This is a genomic window from Bradyrhizobium sp. CIR48 (genome assembly GCF_014198315.1).
Lineage (GTDB): Bacteria > Pseudomonadota > Alphaproteobacteria > Rhizobiales > Xanthobacteraceae > Bradyrhizobium.
In genome coordinates this window covers 483,444-505,000 of record NZ_JACIHG010000004.1, presented here as the reverse complement: position 1 = coordinate 505,000, position 21,557 = coordinate 483,444, and the positions used below count along the sequence as shown (strand labels likewise).

The 21,557-nt window shown below is 63.5% G+C and carries 13 protein-coding genes, 2 tRNA genes, 2 rRNA genes and 1 riboswitch (1 of these 18 only partly in view); of the genes, 8 read left to right on the top strand and 9 right to left on the bottom strand.

What is annotated here, in order from left to right; genetic code table 11:
* The 4 genes from GGD66_RS15940 to GGD66_RS15925 all read right to left on the bottom strand — a co-directional run.
* Positions 1-1,068, bottom strand: a 23S ribosomal RNA gene (locus GGD66_RS15940); it reaches 1,778 nt to the left of the window's first position.
* A 414-nt stretch (positions 1,069-1,482) separates the two neighbouring features.
* Positions 1,483-1,558: transfer RNA gene (locus tag GGD66_RS15935), tRNA-Ala, on the bottom strand.
* Between the two features lie 109 nt (positions 1,559-1,667).
* A tRNA-Ile gene (locus GGD66_RS15930) sits at positions 1,668-1,744 on the bottom strand.
* Positions 1,745-1,936: 192 nt separating this feature from the next.
* Positions 1,937-3,425: ribosomal RNA gene (locus tag GGD66_RS15925) — 16S ribosomal RNA — on the bottom strand.
* The 16S and 23S rRNA genes sit together here with 2 tRNA genes alongside, the layout of an rRNA operon.
* 1,142 nt (positions 3,426-4,567) lie before the next feature.
* On the opposite strand from GGD66_RS15925, the gene GGD66_RS15920 reads away from it, so the two are divergent.
* Both GGD66_RS15920 and GGD66_RS15915 read left to right on the top strand, forming a co-directional pair.
* The gene (locus tag GGD66_RS15920) at positions 4,568-6,631 is read left to right on the top strand and encodes a M23 family metallopeptidase (RefSeq protein WP_026201632.1); all 2,064 of its coding nucleotides are present in this window, start codon (positions 4,568-4,570) and stop codon (positions 6,629-6,631) included.
* Between the two features lie 153 nt (positions 6,632-6,784).
* Positions 6,785-8,404, top strand: coding sequence for an SMP-30/gluconolactonase/LRE family protein (locus GGD66_RS15915; RefSeq protein WP_183258308.1), 1,620 nt, complete (start codon positions 6,785-6,787; stop codon positions 8,402-8,404).
* A gap of 93 nt (positions 8,405-8,497) precedes the next feature.
* Here the strand turns inward: GGD66_RS15915 and clpB are convergent, their stop codons facing one another.
* Entirely contained in the window at positions 8,498-11,137 is a 2,640-nt protein-coding gene (gene clpB, locus GGD66_RS15910; protein WP_183258307.1) for an ATP-dependent chaperone ClpB, read from the bottom strand.
* A gap of 239 nt (positions 11,138-11,376) precedes the next feature.
* Here clpB and GGD66_RS15905 point away from each other — a divergent pair, with 239 nt between their 5' ends.
* A complete protein-coding gene (locus tag GGD66_RS15905; protein ID WP_183258306.1) occupies positions 11,377-12,165 on the top strand; it encodes an MOSC domain-containing protein in 789 nt (262 codons plus the stop codon).
* Between the two features lie 148 nt (positions 12,166-12,313).
* Here GGD66_RS15905 and GGD66_RS15900 read toward each other — a convergent pair whose 3' ends face one another.
* Positions 12,314-12,973, bottom strand: a complete 660-nt coding sequence (locus GGD66_RS15900; RefSeq protein ID WP_183258305.1) for a TIGR02594 family protein — start codon at positions 12,971-12,973, stop codon at positions 12,314-12,316.
* Between the two features lie 216 nt (positions 12,974-13,189).
* On the opposite strand from GGD66_RS15900, the gene GGD66_RS15895 reads away from it, so the two are divergent.
* Positions 13,190-14,050 (top strand): alpha/beta fold hydrolase, encoded by an 861-nt coding sequence (locus GGD66_RS15895; RefSeq protein ID WP_183258304.1) that lies wholly within the window; start codon positions 13,190-13,192, stop codon positions 14,048-14,050.
* A gap of 344 nt (positions 14,051-14,394) precedes the next feature.
* Here GGD66_RS15895 and metW read toward each other — a convergent pair whose 3' ends face one another.
* Positions 14,395-15,057 carry a methionine biosynthesis protein MetW gene (gene metW / locus GGD66_RS15890; protein WP_018316242.1) on the bottom strand — a complete coding sequence of 221 codons (663 nt, stop codon included), beginning with the start codon at positions 15,055-15,057 and terminating at the stop codon, positions 14,395-14,397.
* 2 nt (positions 15,058-15,059) lie between these two features.
* Complete coding sequence (locus GGD66_RS15885) at positions 15,060-16,265, bottom strand: homoserine O-acetyltransferase (protein ID WP_183258378.1); 1,206 nt, start codon at positions 16,263-16,265, stop codon at positions 15,060-15,062.
* Positions 16,266-16,354: 89 nt separating this feature from the next.
* Positions 16,355-16,434, bottom strand: a riboswitch (SAM riboswitch).
* A gap of 156 nt (positions 16,435-16,590) precedes the next feature.
* On the opposite strand from GGD66_RS15885, the gene GGD66_RS15880 reads away from it, so the two are divergent.
* Genes GGD66_RS15880 through GGD66_RS15870 form a run of 3 tightly spaced genes read left to right on the top strand, consistent with a single transcriptional unit; the run spans position 16,591 to position 19,505 of the window.
* A complete protein-coding gene (locus GGD66_RS15880) occupies positions 16,591-17,439 on the top strand; it encodes a chorismate mutase (protein WP_183258303.1) in 849 nt (282 codons plus the stop codon).
* 36 nt (positions 17,440-17,475) lie between these two features.
* Positions 17,476-18,573, top strand: coding sequence for a histidinol-phosphate transaminase (gene hisC, locus GGD66_RS15875; protein WP_183258302.1), 1,098 nt, complete (start codon positions 17,476-17,478; stop codon positions 18,571-18,573).
* Positions 18,570-19,505, top strand: a complete 936-nt coding sequence (locus tag GGD66_RS15870) for a prephenate/arogenate dehydrogenase family protein (protein WP_183258301.1) — start codon at positions 18,570-18,572, stop codon at positions 19,503-19,505. The genes hisC and GGD66_RS15870 overlap by 4 nt, the downstream gene beginning before the upstream one ends.
* A gap of 105 nt (positions 19,506-19,610) precedes the next feature.
* Here GGD66_RS15870 and GGD66_RS15865 read toward each other — a convergent pair whose 3' ends face one another.
* Positions 19,611-20,795: a DUF2125 domain-containing protein gene (locus tag GGD66_RS15865; protein ID WP_183258300.1), complete on the bottom strand. Its 1,185-nt coding sequence runs from the start codon at positions 20,793-20,795 to the stop codon at positions 19,611-19,613.
* A gap of 110 nt (positions 20,796-20,905) precedes the next feature.
* Between GGD66_RS15865 and GGD66_RS15860 the strand changes: the two genes are divergently transcribed.
* On the top strand, positions 20,906-21,514 hold the full coding sequence (locus tag GGD66_RS15860) for a gamma-glutamylcyclotransferase (RefSeq protein WP_026201635.1): 609 nt from the start codon (positions 20,906-20,908) through the stop codon (positions 21,512-21,514).
* Positions 21,515-21,557 lie beyond the last annotated feature (43 nt).

The window sequence follows — 21,557 nt, the reverse complement described above, 5'->3', positions numbered from 1 at the left end:
GGGTTGTTTCCCTCTCCACGACGGACGTTAGCACCCGCCGTGTGACTCCCGGATAGTACTCTCAGGTATTCGGAGTTTGGTTGGGTTTGGTAAGACGGTAAGTCCCCCTAGCCCATCCAGTGCTCTACCCCCTGAGGTATTCATCCGAGGCGATACCTAAATATCTTTCGCGGAGAACCAGCTATTTCCCAGTTTGATTGGCCTTTCACCCCTAACCACAAGTCATCGGAGCCTTTTTCAACAGGCACCCGTTCGGTCCTCCAGTGAGTGTTACCTCACCTTCAACCTGCTCATGGCTAGATCACTAGGTTTCGGGTCTAATACAACGAACTTGACGCCCTATTCAGACTCGCTTTCGCTACGCCTTCGCCTATCGGCTTAAGCTTGCTCGTTAAATTAAGTCGCTGGCCCATAATACAAAAGGTACGATGTCACCCAGAACGTATCTTGGGCTCCATCTGTTTGTAGGTGTCCGGTTTCAGGTCTATTTCACTCCCCTCGTCGGGGTGCTTTTCACCTTTCCCTCACGGTACTGGTTCACTATCGGTCGCTGAGGAGTACTTAGGCTTGGAGGGTGGTCCCCCCGCGTTCAGACAGGATTTCACGTGTCCCGCCTTACTCGTGGATACATCATCGCATTACTCGTACGGGGCTATCACCCTCTGAGGCCCAGCTTTCCTGACTGGTTCCGATTGTCTTTGATGTATCACTGGCCTGGTCCGCGTTCGCTCGCCACTACTAACGGAGTCTCTGTTGATGTCCTTTCCTCCAGGTACTTAGATGTTTCAGTTCCCTGGGTTTGCTTGAAACCTCCTATGTATTCAGAAGTCTCATACCTTCTCTTGATAACCGGAAATCCAAAACCTCGCGGTCATGGTCCCGATCATTTCTGGTCGAACACCAAGACACAAGGTCTTGGAGTTCCGGCTATCGAAGGTGGGTTTCCCCATTCGGAAATCCATGGATCAAAGCTTCTTCGCAGCTCCCCACGGCTTATCGCAGCGTAGCACGTCCTTCATCGCCTCTCAGCGCCAAGGCATCCACCGAACACCCTTAAGGCACTTGATTGCTCTCATTATCAATGTCCACACACTCGGCAGAATGTTGTCTGCAGAATTACCTTGCGGCACGCGCCCTCGATGAACGCTATCTGCAGCCGGACAATGATTAGAAAGACCAGCTTGCTTCGTAAGATCGTTCCGATAGCGAGGCGGTCAAGCTTCGCTAAAAGGATCATTTACAACTCGCTTGTCTTTCCAGCGCAGCCTTGTGAGCTACTCTTGAAAGACGCACGAGCGCCGAAATGATCCGGAGATAATGAAGTCTCGCGTAGCAATTGCTTGCTGCACGATCCAACTCGGATCGATCTCCTCTTTACGATGTCAGAAATCACGCAACTTGCTGTCTATCCAGACTAGCAAGATGCGAAGTGATGTTTCGCGGACGATTGTAGGTGCACGATCAGTCGATGATCAAACCATCTGGTGGAGCCAGACGGGATCGAACCGACGACCTCATGCTTGCAAAGCACGCGCTCTCCCAGCTGAGCTATGGCCCCGTAACCAGAAGACGAATGCTTGCTTGATTAGCCTGCCTTCGCCAAGGCCACCGCACGGCAGCCTTCATATCGAAGGGCTCGCCTAGCCGAAGCAGCGAAGCGCGAAGGCTGGTGGGCCTGGGAAGACTTGAACTTCCGACCTCACGCTTATCAAGCGCGCGCTCTAACCAACTGAGCTACAAGCCCCTAACGCATATCCAGTCAAGGACCAGGGATTCTGCAAGCTTGCAGCCCCAGCGCGTGTTCGTCCGCGAAGAAAGAGAAACGAAGACGGCGAAATCCCGCCAATGCAGCTCAACAATCCTGACGATTGTTGGCCACTGATGTTTCTAAAACGATCCGATAGTGAGCCGAAGCTCGCTGAAGGATCATCCTTAGAAAGGAGGTGATCCAGCCGCAGGTTCCCCTACGGCTACCTTGTTACGACTTCACCCCAGTCGCTGACCCTACCGTGGCCGGCTGCCTCCCTTGCGGGTTAGCGCACCGTCTTCAGGTAAAACCAACTCCCATGGTGTGACGGGCGGTGTGTACAAGGCCCGGGAACGTATTCACCGTGGCGTGCTGATCCACGATTACTAGCGATTCCAACTTCATGGGCTCGAGTTGCAGAGCCCAATCCGAACTGAGACGGCTTTTTGAGATTTGCGAAGGGTCGCCCCTTAGCATCCCATTGTCACCGCCATTGTAGCACGTGTGTAGCCCAGCCCGTAAGGGCCATGAGGACTTGACGTCATCCCCACCTTCCTCGCGGCTTATCACCGGCAGTCTCCTTAGAGTGCTCAACTAAATGGTAGCAACTAAGGACGGGGGTTGCGCTCGTTGCGGGACTTAACCCAACATCTCACGACACGAGCTGACGACAGCCATGCAGCACCTGTGTTCCAGGCTCCGAAGAGAAGGTCACATCTCTGCGACCGGTCCTGGACATGTCAAGGGCTGGTAAGGTTCTGCGCGTTGCGTCGAATTAAACCACATGCTCCACCGCTTGTGCGGGCCCCCGTCAATTCCTTTGAGTTTTAATCTTGCGACCGTACTCCCCAGGCGGAATGCTTAAAGCGTTAGCTGCGCCACTAGTGAGTAAACCCACTAACGGCTGGCATTCATCGTTTACGGCGTGGACTACCAGGGTATCTAATCCTGTTTGCTCCCCACGCTTTCGTGCCTCAGCGTCAGTATCGGGCCAGTGAGCCGCCTTCGCCACTGGTGTTCTTGCGAATATCTACGAATTTCACCTCTACACTCGCAGTTCCACTCACCTCTCCCGAACTCAAGATCTTCAGTATCAAAGGCAGTTCTGGAGTTGAGCTCCAGGATTTCACCCCTGACTTAAAGACCCGCCTACGCACCCTTTACGCCCAGTGATTCCGAGCAACGCTAGCCCCCTTCGTATTACCGCGGCTGCTGGCACGAAGTTAGCCGGGGCTTATTCTTGCGGTACCGTCATTATCTTCCCGCACAAAAGAGCTTTACAACCCTAGGGCCTTCATCACTCACGCGGCATGGCTGGATCAGGGTTGCCCCCATTGTCCAATATTCCCCACTGCTGCCTCCCGTAGGAGTTTGGGCCGTGTCTCAGTCCCAATGTGGCTGATCATCCTCTCAGACCAGCTACTGATCGTCGCCTTGGTGAGCCATTACCTCACCAACTAGCTAATCAGACGCGGGCCGATCTTTCGGCGATAAATCTTTCCCCGTAAGGGCTTATCCGGTATTAGCACAAGTTTCCCTGTGTTGTTCCGAACCAAAAGGTACGTTCCCACGCGTTACTCACCCGTCTGCCGCTGACGTATTGCTACGCCCGCTCGACTTGCATGTGTTAAGCCTGCCGCCAGCGTTCGCTCTGAGCCAGGATCAAACTCTCAAGTTGGACTTGAACTTTGAACCGGCTGATCACAACGTTTGACGAGGTCCCACCATTATCGACCGAAGTCGATGTGCTGCCTGCGATTCACATCGCTGGCAACGATGGTGTTTCCTTTGAAACGTGTACCGCCGAAGTCTTTCGTCCGGTCCCGACCAGAAAAGCCGAAGCTTTTCAGGAGCGAGACCCGCAAGGACTCCGCCGTCCACGTTTCTCTTTCTTCATCTTCACTTGTCAAACAGCCCGGGACCGTGGAGGCCCCAACCTTCCTGAGAGGAAGGGTTCCGACACCCTTACCGACGATGGATGAACTCCAATCGACTTACGTCGACTGTTGTGTCACTCAACAAGGTGAGGAGCATCAGTGGCGCGTTCGCTCGCCTTGGTCAGTGACCCGGCGGCGCCGCGCTCAGTGGTCGGGTTATAGGCCCCCGCACTCGGGATTGTCAACGCCCATTGTCAACAAATCGTCGCACGGTGGATTGTCGCGAAAAACAACGTGTTTCCAGGCGGTTACAAGGACCGCAGATGCGCCGATCCGGTCGGGCCGGTGAAAAAACTTGAAAAAAGTTTGGGCCCCAGGGGGCTCCGGAGCCGACCTGGGAAGGGTTGTGGGTGGGGACTGGGAAGCGACCTGGCGAGCCACCTGGGAAGCCACATGGGGAACGGCTTGGCGAGTGGATTGGCGCGCGGGTCGGGATCGACACAGGGTACTTGGGGAGGGCTTGAGGGGCGGCTTACCGTACCTTCGCGGTGGGAAGCAGCTTGCAGCACCCTCTCGGGAGGCCCCCGCCCTCCGGCCGTTCAGGAAACTTTTTCGATGACAGGCGCCGTACTTGAGCCACAATCCCGCGGCGTTCTGATAAGAGACAAGCTTGAATCGCAGGGATGCCAGTGGGGGCTGCCGGCGGTTTTCATGGGGTCAGAGGAAGGCGATCTTGCAGATGACGCGGCCTTCCTCCGACATTCGAAAGACATCGAGAGAGCTTCACCCGTCCAGCTGTTCGTAATTTCGGCCGGCCCCACCCGAGGGCCTTCTGAGCACGGACGCCTGCGCGGCTTGCCTTTTCCGGCGATCCCCCTTCAAGAGGGCGACCAGGACGAGGTTCGAAAGCGGGCATCTTGGGTCGTTGATTGGGGGACTTGCGTTGAACCACAGGACATCACGCGGCGCTTACGGGCGTGAGACCGGGATCATCGATCTCGGCCACGAGCCGCCGCTGTCCGTCGATGGTTCTGAAGCCGCCGTAATCGACCGCCGTCGCGTCTCGGTGCAATGGTTCAGCGGGACAATTTTGACCGGACTCTGCGGCGCAGCCCTGATCGGCGGCGCCGTTTTCGCATCGCTCGACGGCGAGATGACCTTCGCCAAGGTGCCGGAGCGGGTCGAGGGCGCGTTGCGCGGTGCATTCGGCGCCGCCGATCGCGCCGCCACGCTGCACAAGAGCGACCGCCTGCCGCCACCGAGCGAATCCACCGCGTCCCGCAACATCATGCGCGTCTCCACCGTCGCCCGCGTTGGCAACCGCGACGTGATGCGGGTGCGCCCCTTCGTCCGGATCGCCGGCAATCTGTCGATGACGACGAGCGACCTGTCGGCGAAGATCCCGCCGTTCAACGCCCAGCGCCTGCTCACCGATGTCGGCTCCGATCCGAAGACCGCATCCGACGATCCCAACAATCCCGAAGCGGTCGAGCCCGACGCCGAAGTGTCCTTTGTCACCAAGGACCTGTCGCCGGTGCTGCCGAAAGCCAAGATTTCCGCGGTGGTGGCGCTCGACGACATCCTGATGCGGGTGCGCGATGCCGCCAACTGGCGCGGCAATGGCGGAGTGCGCTACGCCTCGCTCGCCAATGCCGCAGCCGATGTCTCCGGCGCGACCGGCCCGTCCGACATCAGAACCGCCTACGCCGCCGAGGCCTCGCCCTCCGATCCCTATGCCGGCTTCGAGACGCGCGTGGTGCCGGAAAACGTCACGCTGCTGCCCAAGACCAAGGAGCAGATCACCGGCGGCAATCCCAACGGCGAACGCGTCCATCTGGTCAAGAAAGGCGACAGCGTCGCCTCGGTGCTGCGCGATCTCGGCGCGAACGCCGACGAGATCAAGGCGATCACCGCGACGCTCGGCCCCCGCGGCCGCGACGGCGGCCTCAAGGACGGCGAGAAGCTCCGCATCCTGATGGCACCGGCGAGTCCTGGCGCCCGCCTGCAGCCCTACCGCGTCGTCGTCGCCAACGAGACCATGGTCGAGGCGATCGCGGCGCTGTCCGATCTCGGCAAATACGTCGCGGTCGACGTCTCCAGCATGAACACCGTCGCCGATGCCGCCGCCAGCGCCAGCAGCGACGACGACGATGATGACGACGGCTCCGGCGTGCGGCTCTACCAGAGCATCTACGAGACCGCGATGCGCAACAAAGTGCCGATGCCGGTCATCGACGACATGATCAAGATCTACTCCTACGACGTCGATTTCCAGCGCAAGGTGCAGCCGGGCGATTCCTTCGACGTGTTCTACGCCGGCGAGGACGAGGGCGTGACGTCGACGGAGAAGAACGACGTGCTGTTCGCCTCTCTCACGGTCGGCGGCGAGACCAAGAAATACTACCGCTACCAGAGCCCCGACGACGGCGTCGTCGACTACTATGACGAGACCGGCAAGAGCGCGAAGAAATTCCTGGTCAGAAAGCCCGTCAACAACGCTATCATGCGCTCCGGCTTCGGCGGCCGCCGCCACCCGATCCTGGGCTATGTGAAGATGCACACCGGCGTCGACTGGGCCACCGCCTACGGCACGCCGATTTTCGCGTCCGGCAACGGCGTGATCGAGAAGGCCGGCCCCGAAGGCGGCTACGGCAAATATATCCGCATCAAGCACAACAACGGCTACGAGACGGCCTACGGCCACATGTCCGCGTTCGCCAAGGGCATGGAGATCGGCAAGAAGGTGCGGCAGGGCCAGGTAATCGGCTTCGTGGGCTCATCCGGCTTGTCGACCGGCCCGCACGTCCATTACGAGATCCTGGTCAACGGCCGCTTCGTCGACCCGATGCGTGTGAAGCTGCCGCGCGGCCGTTCGCTCGAGGGCCCGATGCTCGCAGGCTTCGAGAAGGAGCGCGACCGGCTCGACGGCATGATGAGCGGCCGCGGCGGCGCCATCGCCCGCATGTCGGATGCGACCGGCGGCCCGTTGCAGGTCAGCAACCGCTAATTGCAACCGGCCCGGCATCGGCCGGACATCTCAAGATCCGATCCGAATTCGACGTTCTCGCGCGAGGCGCGCTTGGCGGCGTCTCAACGTCAAGTTTCGTTTGCCAAAGCGGCACCAGGGGCGAATACTTTCCAAAAAACGGGAGGTCTCGCCATGAAGAACAGGCTCGCCTGCGCAGCATTCGTCGCTGCCCTTTTCGCTACCACGAGCGTATCGGCCGAGACTTGGGAGGTCACCAAGCTGGTCCAGGGCTCGGCATTCCATGGCGTGCATGGGCTCGGCATCGACAAGGCCGGCCATCTGTTCGCCGGCAGCGTCGCCGGCGCCGCTCTCTACGAGGTGGATGTATCAGGCGGTACCGCCAAGGTTGCAATCCCCTCGCCGATCGGAATGGCCGACGACATCGCCTTCGCGCCCGACGGCACCATGGCCTGGACCGGATTCCTCACCGGCGATCTCTATGCGCGCAAGGGCGACGGCCCGATCAAGAAGTTCGCGAGCGGCCTTCCCGGCATCAACTCGCTCGCCTTCCGCAAGGACGGCAGGCTCTACGCCACCACCGTTTTCCTCGGCGACACGCTCTATGAGATCGACGTCGAGGGCGTCAAGCCGCCGCGCCAGATCATGGAGAAGATGGGCGGCCTCAACGGCTTCGAGTTCGGTCCCGACGACAAGCTCTATGGTCCGCTCTGGTTCAAGGGCCAGGTCGCAAAAGTCGACGTCGACAAGTCCGAGCTGACCGTCGTGGCCGACGGCTTCAAGGTCCCGGCCGCGGTGAACTTCGATTCCAAGGGCAATCTCTTCGTGGTCGACACCGCGCTCGGCCAGCTCGTCCGGGTCGATCCCAAATCGGGCGCCAAGACCATGGTCGCGCAATTGAAGCCGTCACTGGACAATCTCGCCATCGACGACAAGGACCGCATCTACGTCTCCAACATGGCCGACAACGGCATCCAGGAGGTCGACCCCGCGACCGGCCAGGCCAGGCAGATCATCATCGGCAAGCTCGCTTTGCCCGGCGGCATCGGCGTCACCTCGGAGAACGGCAAGGATACGATCCACCTCGCCGACGTGTTCGCCTATCGCACGGTGGATGGGGCGACCGGCGAGGTCACCGAGAAGGCGCGCATGCACGCCGCCGACACCACGCTCGAATATCCCATGAGCGCGACGGCGCGGGGCAACGACGTGGTGCTGTCGAGCTGGTTCACCGGCACGGTGCAGGTGATCGACGCCAAGACCGGCGCGACGCGCGACATGCTGCATGGCTTCAAGGCGCCGCATGATGCGATCGTGCTCGCCGACGGCAGCATTTTGGTCGCCGAGCTCGGCACCAAGTCGCTGGTCAAGGTGAGCGGTGAGCACGGCAAGGATCGCACCACGCTGATCGGCGACCTCGAGGGCCCGGTCGGGCTCGTTCGTGGCAAGACCGACGAGGTCTACGTCACCGACGCCTTTGCGGGCACTGTCTCGAAGATCGACAGCAACGGTGAAAAGACTGTGGTCGCCAAGGAGCTGAAGATGCCGGAGGGCATTGCGCGCGGCAGCGACGGCAAGCTGATCGTTGCGGAAGTCGGCGCCAAGCGGCTGATCGAGATCGCGCCGGAAAGCGGCAAGATCACCGAGATCGCCGCCAATCTCCCGATCGGCCTCGCGGGCGCACCCGGCGGGCTGCCGACCAACATTCCGACAGGCGTGGCGGTCGGGGCGACGGGCGTGATCTACTTCTCGTCCGACATCGAGAACGCGATCTACAAGGTCTCGAAGAAATAGCGATCGGCCGGCGGGCAAGCCGGGCAAAAACAATTCGCCCCGGAGAGGATAATCCCTCCGGGGCGATAATGTTTAACGGCGACCGCCCGCGTTTCAGTTCAGCTTCCGCTTCGCCACCGGCGCCTCGAACTGGGTGATCTCGGCGGTCTGCGGCGCCTTGCCGTTGAAGGTCAGGACGTTCCCTTCGGACGAGATCGCGACGGTGTCGCCGTCCCTGACGTCGCCGGCGAGGATCATCTCGGCGAGCGGGTCCTGGACGTGACGCTGGATCACGCGCTTCAGCGGCCTTGCGCCGTAGGCGGGATCCCAGCCCTTGGCGGCGAGCCAGTCGCGTCCGGCGGCATCGAGCGTCAGCACGATCTTGCGATCGGTCAGCAGCCTCTGCAGCCGCGCGAACTGGATCTCGACGATCCGGCCCATCTCGCTCCGCTGCAAGCGGTGGAACAGGATGATCTCGTCGACGCGGTTGAGGAATTCGGGGCGGAAATGCCCGCGCACCATTGCCATCACCTGCTCGCGCACGGCCGAAGTGTCCTCGCCCTCCGGCTGGTTCACCAGGAATTCCGAACCGAGGTTCGAGGTCATGATGATCAGCGTGTTGCGGAAATCGACGGTGCGGCCCTGGCCGTCGGTCAGGCGGCCGTCGTCGAGCACCTGCAACAGGACGTTGAAGACGTCAGGATGCGCCTTCTCGATCTCGTCGAACAGCACCACCTGGTAGGGCCGGCGCCGCACTGCCTCGGTGAGCGCGCCGCCTTCGTCATAACCGACATAGCCCGGAGGCGCACCGATCAGCCGCGAGACCGAGTGCTTCTCCATGTATTCGGACATGTCGAGGCGGACCATCGCGGTCTCGTCGTTGAACAGATACTCCGCGAGCGCCTTGGTCAGCTCCGTCTTGCCGACGCCGGTGGGCCCTAAGAACATGAACGAGCCCGTGGGGCGGTTCGGATCCTGCAAGCCCGCGCGCGAGCGACGCACGGCGGTTGCGACCGCGCGCACGGCCTCGGCCTGGCCGACGACGCGGGTGCCGAGCTGCTCCTCCATCTTCAGGAGCTTTTCCTTCTCGCCCTCCAGCATCTTGTCGACGGGCACGCCGGTCCAGCGCGAGACCACCTGCGCGATGTGGTTGGCGGTGACCGCCTCCTCCATCATCTCGCCGGAGCCTTCACGCGCCTCGATATCCGCAAGCTGCTTCTCGAGCTGCGGGATCCGGCCATAGGCCAGCTCGCCGGCCTTCTGGAATTCGCCGCGACGCTGGGCGTCGGCGAGATCGACGCGCAAGGCGTCCAGCTCCGACTTCAGCTTCTGGGCGTTGGAGAGCTTGTTCTTCTCCGCACTCCAGCGTGCCGTCAGCGCCGCGGACTTCTCCTCGAGCTCGGCGAGCTCTTTCTGGAGCGCCTCGAGACGGGACTTGGAGCCGGGATCGCTTTCCTTCTTGAGAGCTTCCTGCTCGATCTTGAGCCGGATGATCTCGCGGTCGAGCGAATCCAGCTCTTCCGGCTTGGAATCGACCTGCATCTTCAGCCGCGCAGCCGCCTCGTCCATCAGGTCGATCGCCTTGTCGGGCAGGAAGCGGTCGGTGATGTAGCGGTTGGACAGCGTCGTCGCGGCAACAAGCGCGGAATCCGTGATCCGCACGCCATGATGCTGCTCGTACTTGTCCTTCAGGCCGCGCAGGATCGAGATGGTGTCCTCGACCGAAGGCTCGCTGACGAAGATCGGCTGGAAGCGCCGCGCCAGCGCGGCGTCCTTCTCGACGTGCTTCTGATACTCGTCGAGCGTGGTCGCGCCGATGCAGTGCAGTTCGCCGCGGGCGAGCGCGGGCTTGAGCAGATTGGAGGCGTCCATCGCGCCGTCGCCTTTGCCGGCACCGATCAGGGTGTGCATCTCGTCGATGAAGAGAACGTAGGTGCCCTCGCTCGCGGTCACCTCCTGGAGCACGGCCTTCAACCGCTCCTCGAACTCACCGCGGTACTTCGCGCCCGCGATCAGCGCGCCGAGGTCGAGCGAGAGCAGCTTCTTGTCCTTCAGGCTCTCGGGCACGTCGCCGTTGACGATGCGCAGCGCCAACCCTTCCGCGATGGCGGTTTTGCCGACGCCGGGCTCGCCGATCAGGACGGGATTGTTCTTGGTCCGGCGCGACAGCACCTGGATCGTACGGCGGATTTCCTCGTCGCGGCCGATCACCGGGTCGAGCTTGCCGTCGCGCGCCGCCTGCGTCAGGTCGCGGGCATATTTCTTCAGCGCGTCGTACGCGTTCTCGGCAGTGGCCGAGTCGGCCGTGCGGCCCTTGCGCAGGGCCTCGATCGCCGCATTGAGGTTTTGCGGGGTGACGCCGCCCTTGGCGAGGATGGTGCCGGCCTCGCTGGTCTTTTCCAGCGTCAGACCGAGCAGCAGCCGCTCGACGGTGACGAAGCTGTCGCCGGCCTTCTCACCGGCCTTCTCAGCCGCGTCGAAGGTGCGGGCGAGCTCGGGCGCCAGATAGATCTGCCCGGCACCGCCACCGCTGACCTTCGGCACCTTGCTGAGGGCATCCTCGGTCGCCTTCAGAATTGCACGGGAATTGCCGCCGGCGCGGTCGATCAGACCGGAAGCCAGCCCCTCATTGTCGTCCAGCAGGACCTTCAGCACGTGCAGGGTGGAGAACTGCTGGTGTCCCTCGCGCATCGCGAGCGACTGCGCGGACTGGACGAAGCCCCTGGAGCGTTCGGTGTATTTGTCGATATTCATCTTTTCTGTCCCTCGGCCTGCCCTCAGGGCCCTCTAAGGCACCCCAAACGGCATCTTCATTGGGTTTCCGATTACCGCATTGACGTTTCTCAACCGGTAACGGTCGTGTTTTGCCGACGTTGCCGCCGGCCTGAGCCAGATGTGGGAAGCAGGTTGCAGATGCGAAAGAGGCCAGTTCACAATTTCGTGCGCTGATCCGCCGGCTTGGCGGGCCCGGGGCGAATCCCTTAAGTAGCGGCATGACAGCTAGCCAGACTGCCGAAATCACCGGCCTCTACCGCTATCCGATCAAGGGCCTGACGCCGGAGACCCTGCGCCGCGTCCCCTTGCGGACCGGCCAGACCCTGCCCGCCGACCGCCGCTACGCCATCGAGAATGGCCCGAGCGGCTTCGATCCCGAGGCGCCCGAGTGGAAGCCGAAAATCCAGTTTCTGATGCTCGCACGAAATGAGCGGCTTGCCGAGCTCGATAGCCGGTTCGACGACGCCACCAATGTCCTGACCATCCGCAAGGACGGCCAGACCGTCGCCAGCGGCGATCTGGAAACCGCGGTCGGGCGCGCCGCCATCGAGCGCTACTTCGCGGAAAATTTCCAGCCGGAGCTGAAGGGCCCGCCGAAGCTGCTGTCCGGCCGCGATCACAGCTTCTCCGACGTCGCCCGGAAGGTGGTCTCCATCATCAATCTCGGCAGCGTCCGCGCCATCGAGACCATGCTGGGCGGGACCGCCGTGCATCCGCTGCGCTTCCGCGCCAATCTCTACGTGAAGGGCTGGCCGGCCTGGTCAGAGCTCGATCTCGTCGGCCAGACGCTGGCGATCGGCGCGGCGCGGCTGAAGGTGGTCAAGCGCATCGTCCGCTGCCCGGCCACCAATGTCGACCCGGTGACGGCCAAGCGCGATCTCGAGATACCGCCGACGCTCTCGCGCAATCTCGGCCACATGGACTGCGGCATCTATGCCGAGGTGATCGAAGGTGGCGAGATCGGCGTCGGCGATGCGGTCGCGGTGGAAGAGCCGAAGCTGGTTTGAGCCGGCACCGGTACCGTAGGGTGGGCAAAGCGACTTGTCCGCCATAGCTCGAAGAGCGACGGCAGAAGCGTGCCCACGCAATTTCTGCGACGGAGAGAGATGGTGGGCACGGCGCAAGTGCGCCTTTGCCCACCCTACGGCTCCGTCGTTAGTTCGGCATCACATATGCGTAGATCCGGCCGCGCGAGACCGGCGCCTCGCGGACGCGGTTGCCGTTGTTGCCGGAGATCATGATCGGATTGCCCTGTGCATCGATGCCGGTGATGATGCCGACATGACCGCCGCGGCGACCGCGCGACATCACTGCGATGGCGCCGACCTGCGGACCGGAGACGCGGGTGCCGTAGCGGGCGAACGAGCTCGCCATGTCGGAGCCTGAGCCCTTATGGCCGGTATGCTCCAGCACCATGTTCATGAAGCGCGCGCACCACAGGCTGCCGCGCCCGGTCGGATTGCCGCCGACATAGCGGCGCGCCTCGGACACAAGGCTCGATCCGCCGCCGAAGCCGCCGCTTGCAGCCATGGTGTTGTTGGCCATGCCGCCGCTGTTGGCGTTCGGATCATAGCTCGCCTGGGTGTCGGCGAATCCGCTCGCCCGCAACTGCGTCGCGCTGCGCTCGAAGCGCGAGCTGCGTGCATGGTGGCGATAATGATGATGTCTGGCGTGGTGCACGTGTGCGTGCCGCTCTGCGCTATGACGATGATGCGGCCGCGCTGAGGCCGGAGAAACGAACGCGGCAACCGCCGCGAAGAAGATCGCCAGCGCGACTACACAACGCGACAGGCGAGACGCAAACAACTCAAACATTCTTCATCCTTCGTTGACACCCCACTTCCCGATCGGCCCGTGCAACGGCCGACATCGGTCTGGCCGTTAAGCCGTCCGATGTGGCGAGAAAAAGACGCGGGCTGCCTGCGAATAGCTGTGATGATTTTGCGCCGACACTGATCGAGGCCGCCGCATTGCGGACAACAACATTAACTGCAATCCTGCAAAGGCGGCTTGAAGAGAGGGAAACGGTTAATGCCCCACGCCACGACCAGGGACGACGTCCGCATCTATTTTGAAGAAGCGGGTCAGGGAACGCCGATCATTTTTCTGCACGAGTTCGCGGCCGACTACACCAATTGGGAGCCGCAGATGCGTTACTTCTCGCGCGGCCACCGCTGCATCACCTATTCGGCGCGCGGCTACACGCCGTCGGACGTGCCGGAGGGCGAGGTTTACAGCTACACGCATTTCTATAGCGATGCGCTCGCGGTGCTCGATCATCTCAGGATTGAGCGCGCGCATCTGGTCGGCCTGTCGATGGGCGCCTACTCCTCGCTCCAGATCGGGCTCAACGCGCCGCAGCGCGCGTTGTCGATGACGCTGGCCGGCGTCGGCTCCGGCTCGGAGATCGAGAACCTGGAGGCCTGGCGCAAGCAGTGCCGCGCCAATGCCGAGCAGTTCGAGACGCTGGGCTCCGCCGAGGTCGCAAAGGTCACGCGCGAGGCGCCGAGCCGGATTCCCTTCCTGGTGAAGGATCCCCGCGGCCACGCCGATTTCTACGCCGCGCTGGCGCGCCACGACGCCAAGGGGTCGGCACGCACGATGCGCGGCTTCCAGGGCCGCCGCCCCTCGATTTACACGATGACGGATGCGATCAAGCGCGCATCGACGCCGGCGCTGATCATCTGCGGCGACGAGGACGATCTATGCGTCGGACCGAGCCTGTTCCTGAAGAAGCATCTGCCTGCGGCGGGGCTGGCGATGTTTCCGAAGTCGGGCCACGTGCTCAATCTCGAAGAGCCCGCGCTGTTCAACGCGAGCGTGGAGCGCTTCGTCACGCTGGTCGAAGCCGGACGATGGCCGGAGCGCGATCCCAGGTCGCTGGCGCATTAGGCACAGGCGCAGCAAATACTCCGTCGCGTAGCCCGGATGGAGCGAAAGCGTAATCCGGGATTGTCAACGCGGCGCGACTTGCCCCGGATTGCGCTGCGCTTCATCCGGGCTACGGGGTTCGGTTAGGTCTGCACTATGAAACGCCCCGCGCTCTCAACTCCGTCACCCTGAGGTGGCCGCTTCTTCAGCGGCCCTCGAAGGGCGACGGCCACGCTCTCGCCACAGCGAGAGATGAGCACGCCGAAACACTCGGCCACTCATCCTTCGAGGCTCCCGGCGCGATGCTTCGCATCGCGCCACTCGCGCCTCAGGATGACGGGTCAGGCCGCAGCAGGCGAGAAAAACTACTTCCCGCCGCCGCGGCTGAGCAAGAACACCGCCTGCTCGCCGAACATGTTCCACACCCACCAAGGCAGATTCAGCGGCACCGGGCGGCCGTAGAGATCGAGCGCGACCGAGCGCTCCATCTTGACGTTGATCTCGTCGCAGAGCTGCACGAAATCCTTGATGGTGCAGAAATGGATGTTGGCGGTGTCATACCATGTCGCCGGCAAATTCTCGGTGCGCGGCATGTGGCCGCCGACCAGGAGCTGCAGCCGCATCTTCCAGAAACCGAAATTCGGGAACGAGACGATGGCGCGGCGGCCGATGCGCAGCAGATTCTCCAGCACCACGCGCGGCTGCCGCGTCGCCTGCAGCGTCTGCGACAGGATCACATAGTCGAAGGCGTCATCCGGATAATTGACGAGATCGGTGTCGGCGTCGCCCTGCACCACCGCAAGGCCCTTGGCGACGCAGCGATTGACGCCCTCGCGCGACAGCTCGATGCCGCGGCCGTCGATGCCGCGCGTCTCCAGCAGCTGGAGCAGATCGCCCTCGCCGCAGCCGACGTCGAGCACCTTCGAGCCGGGCTTCACCATCTCGGCGACCAGCAGATGATCGGCGCGATATTGACCGGACGAGGTGGTCGTCACGCCGTTCAGCGGCAGCGCTTCCTGTACAGACATCGCTAGCCGTCCTTCTTGCCGGTGAGCCCGCGCGCCTTGCCGGCGGATTGCAGGAAGGCGCGGGAGATGTCGAAGAATTCGGGCACGTCGAGCAGGAAGGCGTCATGGCCGCGATCGGTCTCGATCTCGGCGAACGACACCCGCGCGCTCGAGGCGTTCAGCGCGTGCACCAGCGCGCGCGATTCCGAGGTCGGAAACAGCCAGTCGCTGGTGAAGGAGACCACGCAGAAGCGGGTCGCAATTCCCGCGAACGCCTTTGCGAGCACGCCGCCATGGTCGGCGGCGATGTCGAAATAGTCCATCGCGCGCGTCAGATAGAGGTACGAGTTGGCATCGAAGCGCTCGACGAAGGACGAGCCCTGGTAGCGCAGATAGCTCTCGACCTGGAAGTCGGCGTCGAACGAGAAGGTCGGCAGCTCGCGGTCCTGCATGCGCCGGCCGAATTTTCGATGCAGCGCCGCATCCGAGAGATAGGTGATGTGCGCCGCCATCCGCGCCACCGCGAGCCCGCGATGCGGATGGATGCCGTGATCGGCATAGCCGCCGCCGTGCCAGTCGGGATCGGCCATCACGGCCTGGCGGCCGAGCTCGTGGAAGGCGATGTTCTGTGCCGAGTGCCGCGTCGCGCAGGCAATCGCCAGCGCGGAGAACACGCGGCCCGGATAGGCGGCGGTCCATTGCAGCACCTGCATGCCGCCCATCGAGCCGCCGACCACCGCAAACAGCGTGTCGACGCCGAGCCGGTCGACCAGCATCGCCTGCGCGCGCACCATGTCGGGAATGGTGATGACCGGGAAATCCAGGCCCCAGACCTTGCCGGTGGCAGGATTGATCGAGGCCGGCCCGGTCGAGCCCATGCAGCCGCCGATCACGTTGGAGCAGATGATGAAGTAGTGCTTGGGATCGATGGGCCGGCCGGGGCCGACCAGCGTCTCCCACCAGCCGGGCTTGCCGGTGACGGGATGCACATTGGCGACATGTTGATCGCCGGTCAGCGCATGGCAGATCAGCACCGCGTTGGAGCGATCGGCGTTGAGCTCGCCATAGGTCTGGTAGGCGATCTGGAACGGGGTGAGATCGACGCCGCAATCGAGCCGCAGCGGCTGCTCGGCGCCGAAATGCGCGATCTGCGAGCTTGGATGATCCACCTCGTGCGACCGCTCGTCGGCGCTGATCGCAGGACTCGGTATCGACTTGACGCCACCCATCTGACCATCGACCTCGTTTGCGATCACGCGTGATCGCCACTTGCATCAGGCCATGAAAAACCCGGCCTGAACGATAGGTTCGGCCGGGATCGGAAGCGTCCCCGGCCTGTTTAGCGAGTTTTTTAACGTGGCTGCAAGCCGGCCGGCTCAAATGACCACGGAACGGGCAAAAACTACCGTCTTGGGTGGTTTTCGTCAAGTCGCGGCCGGGATCGGCCCAATTCGTCTCTCTCGCGTCGTCCGAAAAGGACGTGATTTCTCTTTGCTTTCGCCGTCCCGACTGCCTAATCAGGACATCCCCCATCGAAACCATCGACAGCCAGACATGTCCCAACGTCCGCCCGCGCCACCATCGCTTCAGGAACTGCGCAAGGAGATCGACGCGATCGACGAGGGCATGCATCGCCTGCTGATGCAGCGCGGCGACATCATCGACCGCCTGATCCAGGTGAAGCAGACCCAGGAGGTCGGCTCGGCGTTCCGCCCAGCGCGCGAGGCCGCCATGATGCGCGAGATCGTGCAGCGCCATCGCGGCATCCTGCCGCTCGACACGGTCGAGAGCATCTGGCGCGTCATCATCTCGACGTTCACTTACGTGCAGGCGCCGTTCTCGGTGCATGCCGACATCTCGGCGAGTGAGCCGGCGATGCGCGATTCCGCGCGCTTCCATTTTGGCTTCACGGTGCCTTACGTCGCGCATTTCAGCGCACAGGCCGCGGTCGAGGCGGTGGCGAAATCCAAGGGCGATCTGGCGCTGGTCTCGGCGACGTCGAGCCGCACGCCATGGTGGCTCTTGCTCGAAACGGAAGGCGCGCCGAAGATCATCGCGCGGATGCCCTTCGTCGAGCGCGCCGACCATCCGGCGGCGCTGCCGGTGTTCGCGATCTCGCGGGTCGCCGACAGCGCCCTGGTGACGGAGGTCGAGACCTTCAGCGTCCGCGTCTCCGGCTGGAACGCCGAGGTCGCGCGGGCCCTGTCGCCGCTCGCGGAGATCGTGGCGGTGCCCGACACCGCCTTCGACGGCGCAGCGCTGCTGGTCTCGGTCACGAATGCGACCAGCATCGACAAAATCAGGGCTGCCCTGATCGAGGCGGGGGCCTCGGTGCGCTCCACGGCCCTCGTCGGCAGCCACGCAACGCGCTATACGGTGCCCCCGACCGGGGCGAAATCGTAAACCACGCGCCGCGCCCCGCCATTTTCGGAGTTCAAGATGTCCCGCCCCGTGCCGAATCCCGGCATTCTCGATATTGCGCCCTACACGCCCGGCAAGAGCCCGGTCGCGGAGCCGGGCCGCAAGGTGTTCAAGCTGTCGGCCAACGAGACGCCGTTCGGGCCCTCGCCCAAGGCAATCGAGGCCTTCAAGCAGGTGGCGGACCACCTGGAAGACTATCCGGAAGGAACCTCGCGCGTGTTGCGCGAGGCGATCGGCCGCTCCTTCGGTCTCGACCCCAACCGCATCATCTGCGGCGCCGGCTCCGACGAGATCCTCAATCTGCTGGCGCACACCTATCTCAGCCACGGCGACGAGGCGATCTCCACCACGCACGGCTTCCTGGTCTATCCGATCGCGACCATGGCGGTCGGTGCCAAGAATGTCGTTGCGCAGGAGACCAACCTGACCTGCGACGTCGACGCCATCCTCAAGGCAGTGACGCCGAAGACCAAGCTGGTCTGGCTCGCCAACCCCAACAATCCGACCGGCACCTATGTGCCGTTCGACGAGGTCAAGCGCCTGCGCGCCGACCTGCCGTCGCACGTGCTGCTGGTGCTCGATGCCGCCTATTGCGACTACGTCTCACGCAACGACTACGAAATGGGAATCGAGCTGGTCGCCACCACCGAGAATACGGTGGTGACGCACACCTTCTCCAAGATCCACGGCCTCGCCGCACTGCGCATCGGCTGGATGTTCGGCCCCGAGCACATCGTCGACGCGGTCAACCGCATCCGCGGCCCGTTCAACGTGTCGACGCCGGCGATGTACGCCGCGGTCGCCGCGATCGAGGACACCGCACACCAGGCGATGTCGAAGCAGTTCACCGAGACCTGGCGCAACTGGCTGACCGAGGAGATCGGCAAGCTCGGACTGAAGGTGACTCCGAGCGTCGCCAATTTCGTGCTGATCCACTTCCCGACCGACAAGGGCAAGACCGCTGACGACGCCGACGCCTTCCTCACTAAACGTGGCCTGGTGCTGCGCGCGCTGAAGAATTACGGCCTGCCGCATTCGCTGCGCATGACCATCGGCACCGAGGAGGCGAACCGCCTCGTCGTCGACGGCCTGCGCGACTTCATGGCCGGCAAATGAGCAGCGCACCGCACTTCCAGCGTGTCGCGCTGATCGGCTTCGGCCTGATCGGCGGCTCGATCGCGCGCGCTGCGAAGCTCCAGGGCCTGGCGGGCGAGATCGTCACCACCGCGCGCTCGGAGAAGACCCGCGCGCGGGTGCTCGAACTCGGTATCGTCGACCAGGTTGTGGCGACCAATGCGGAGGCAGTGAAGGATGCCGATCTCGTCATCCTCTGCATTCCCGTCGGTGCCTGCGGCGAGGTCGCGCAGGAGATCGCCGCGCATCTGAAGCCCGGCGCAATCATCTCTGACGTCGGCTCGGTCAAGGGCGCCATCGTCAGGGACATGGCGCCGCATCTGCCGAAGACCGTTCATTTCGTGCCGGCGCATCCCGTTGCGGGCACCGAGCATTCGGGGCCGGATTCGGGTTTCGCCGAGCTCTTCATCAATCGCTGGTGCATTCTCACCCCGCCGGAAGGTGTCGATGCGGCCGCGACCGATCGCCTGCGCGCGTTCTGGGCGGCGATGGGCGCCAAGGTCGAGGTCATGACGCCGGATCATCACGACCTCGTGCTCGCGATCACCAGCCATCTGCCGCATCTGATCGCCTACACCATCGTCGGCACCGCCGACGAGCTGGCGCAGGTGACGGAGTCCGAGGTGATCAAGTTCTCCGCCGGCGGTTTCCGCGATTTCACCCGCATCGCGGCGTCCGATCCGACGATGTGGCGCGACGTCTTCCTCGCCAACAAGGAGGCGGTGCTGGAAATGCTCGGCACCTTCACCGAGGATCTCGCAAAACTCACCCGCGCGATCCGCCGCGGCGACGGCGAGGCGCTGTTCGACCATTTCACCCGCACCCGCGCCATCCGCCGCGGCATCGTCGAGATCGGCCAGGATTCGGCGGCCGCGGATTTCGGCCGCCAGCACGGGGCGCTGAAGAAGCCGTGAGTTCGTAGCCCGGATGGAGCGCAAGCGTAATCCGGGATTCTTGATCGTGGCTGGCACCGTCCCGGATTGCGCTTCGCTCCATCCGGGCTACGGCAGCTACGCCACCTAATACAGCGGCGGGATCTGGCCGACCTTGACCGGCCCGAGCAGCACGGCGCCGTCGACGAATTTCAGCGGGAAGCTTCTCGCCTTCTTGCCTTCCAGCATGCTCTCGGTGCCGATCGAGTTGATGCCGGCGGCAACGCCGGCATTGGCGTTCTGCTTGATCACCTTGCCGAGGCCGGGAACGGCGCGATCGAGCGCGCCGAACAGATTGTTGAGGTCCTGCGACTTCACCCCGGGCGCAACGCGGTCGAGCGTGGCCTGCGGCACACCCTCCTCCAGCATCTTCTCGATGCCCAGCGCCGGGATCACGCGCTCGAGCCCCGTCACCGTCATCTGCAATTCGCCGTCGAGCCGGCCGTTGGCCGAGAGGGCGAGCGTGCCGGCCGCAACCGCGATCATCTCGCCCTGCTGAATCCGCGACAGCACGATCTCGATGTGGCCGCCGGCGGCCTGGATCTCGCGGAAGCGCTGCGGCCAGGGCTTTGGCGTCAGGTCGGACAGGCCCGTGATCTTGGCGCGCGTGTCCGCCTCGAACGGCTCGGCAAGCAGGGGATGAACGCCCTGGATGCTGCCCTGCGCGACTTGGAGCACGGTCTCGATCACAGGATGATCGGCCGGCGAGCCATCCGCGAGGCGTCCGTGCAGCTCGACCTGCTTGGCGCGCGCGAGCGGCACCTGCATGCTGCCGTCGAGACGATTGATGTTGGGATCGTCGAACACGATGGAGGCGCGGTCCGGCACGGCCGGCAGGCCGACCACGCTGCTGCGGCCCTTGCTCCAGTTCACCACGAAGGTGTTCTGCGTGACGCCGTCGGTCAGCGTCGCGGGCGCTGAGAATTCGGCGATGACGAGCTTGGGATCGTATACCTGGGCAACGACCAGGATGTTGTCGAGCTTGGCCGTGAACGGCGTCTTGCTCGCATTCTGCGAGACCAGGGCGACGCTGGCGCCGGAGCACTGGACCTCGAAGCGGAACGGGAAGCCGGCGATCGAGCGCTTGGCGCAATCATAGATGCGGCCCGACTTGGCCTCCTGCGCCCGCCACGCGTCGGCGGCCACTTCGGCCTGCGAGGCCGCGTAGAACCAGAAGCAGCTCCAGGCGACGGCGAGGATCAGGACGAGGACGGGGGCAATGAAAAGGCCCCAACGGGAACGGCGGCCTGCGGCAACGGTCATATTGGACATGCGGCGACCCTTTGGCCCCAGATTTTGGCAAATGTAAGCGAGGCCCGCCCCCGACGAAAGGCGGAGAATTCGCTTCGCTTGAGGGCGCGGTTCTGGTAGCCGTGCCCGAAATGTCCGAAATCACCCTCCCCTCCGTCACCACAGCCACGGGCGACCTCTGGGTGTTCGGCTATGGCTCGCTGATGTGGCGTCCGGGCTTCGACTTCGAGGAGCGCGTCCCGGCGCGGCTGGTCGGCGAGCACCGGGCGCTCTGCGTCTATTCCTTCGTCCATCGCGGCACACCGGAGAAGCCGGGCCTGGTGCTCGGGCTCGACCGCGGCGGCGCCTGCCGCGGCATCGCCTTTCGCGTCGCTGAAAAGAACCGCACCGACGTGGTCGCGTATTTGCGGGCGCGCGAGCAGGTCACCTCGGTCTATCGCGAGGTCATGCGCTCGGTGTGGCTGGAGAACGATGCGCGCCAGCGCGTCTCCGCGCTCGCCTATGTCGTCGACCGCGGCCATGTGCAATATGCCGGCCGCCTCTCGCTCGCCGAGCAGCACCGCCATGTCGTCCAGGGCCACGGCCAGTCCGGCGCCAATCGCGACTATGTCACCGCGACGGTGAAGGCGATCGAGGCCGAAGGTTTTCGCGATACGCAATTGCATCAGCTCGCGACCATGCTGCATGGGGAGGCGCATTCCCTGCACCCGCCGGCTCGCGACGATCGAGAGAGCCGCTAGAGCATGATCCGGAAAAGTGCGCAGCGGTTTTCCGGAAAGATCA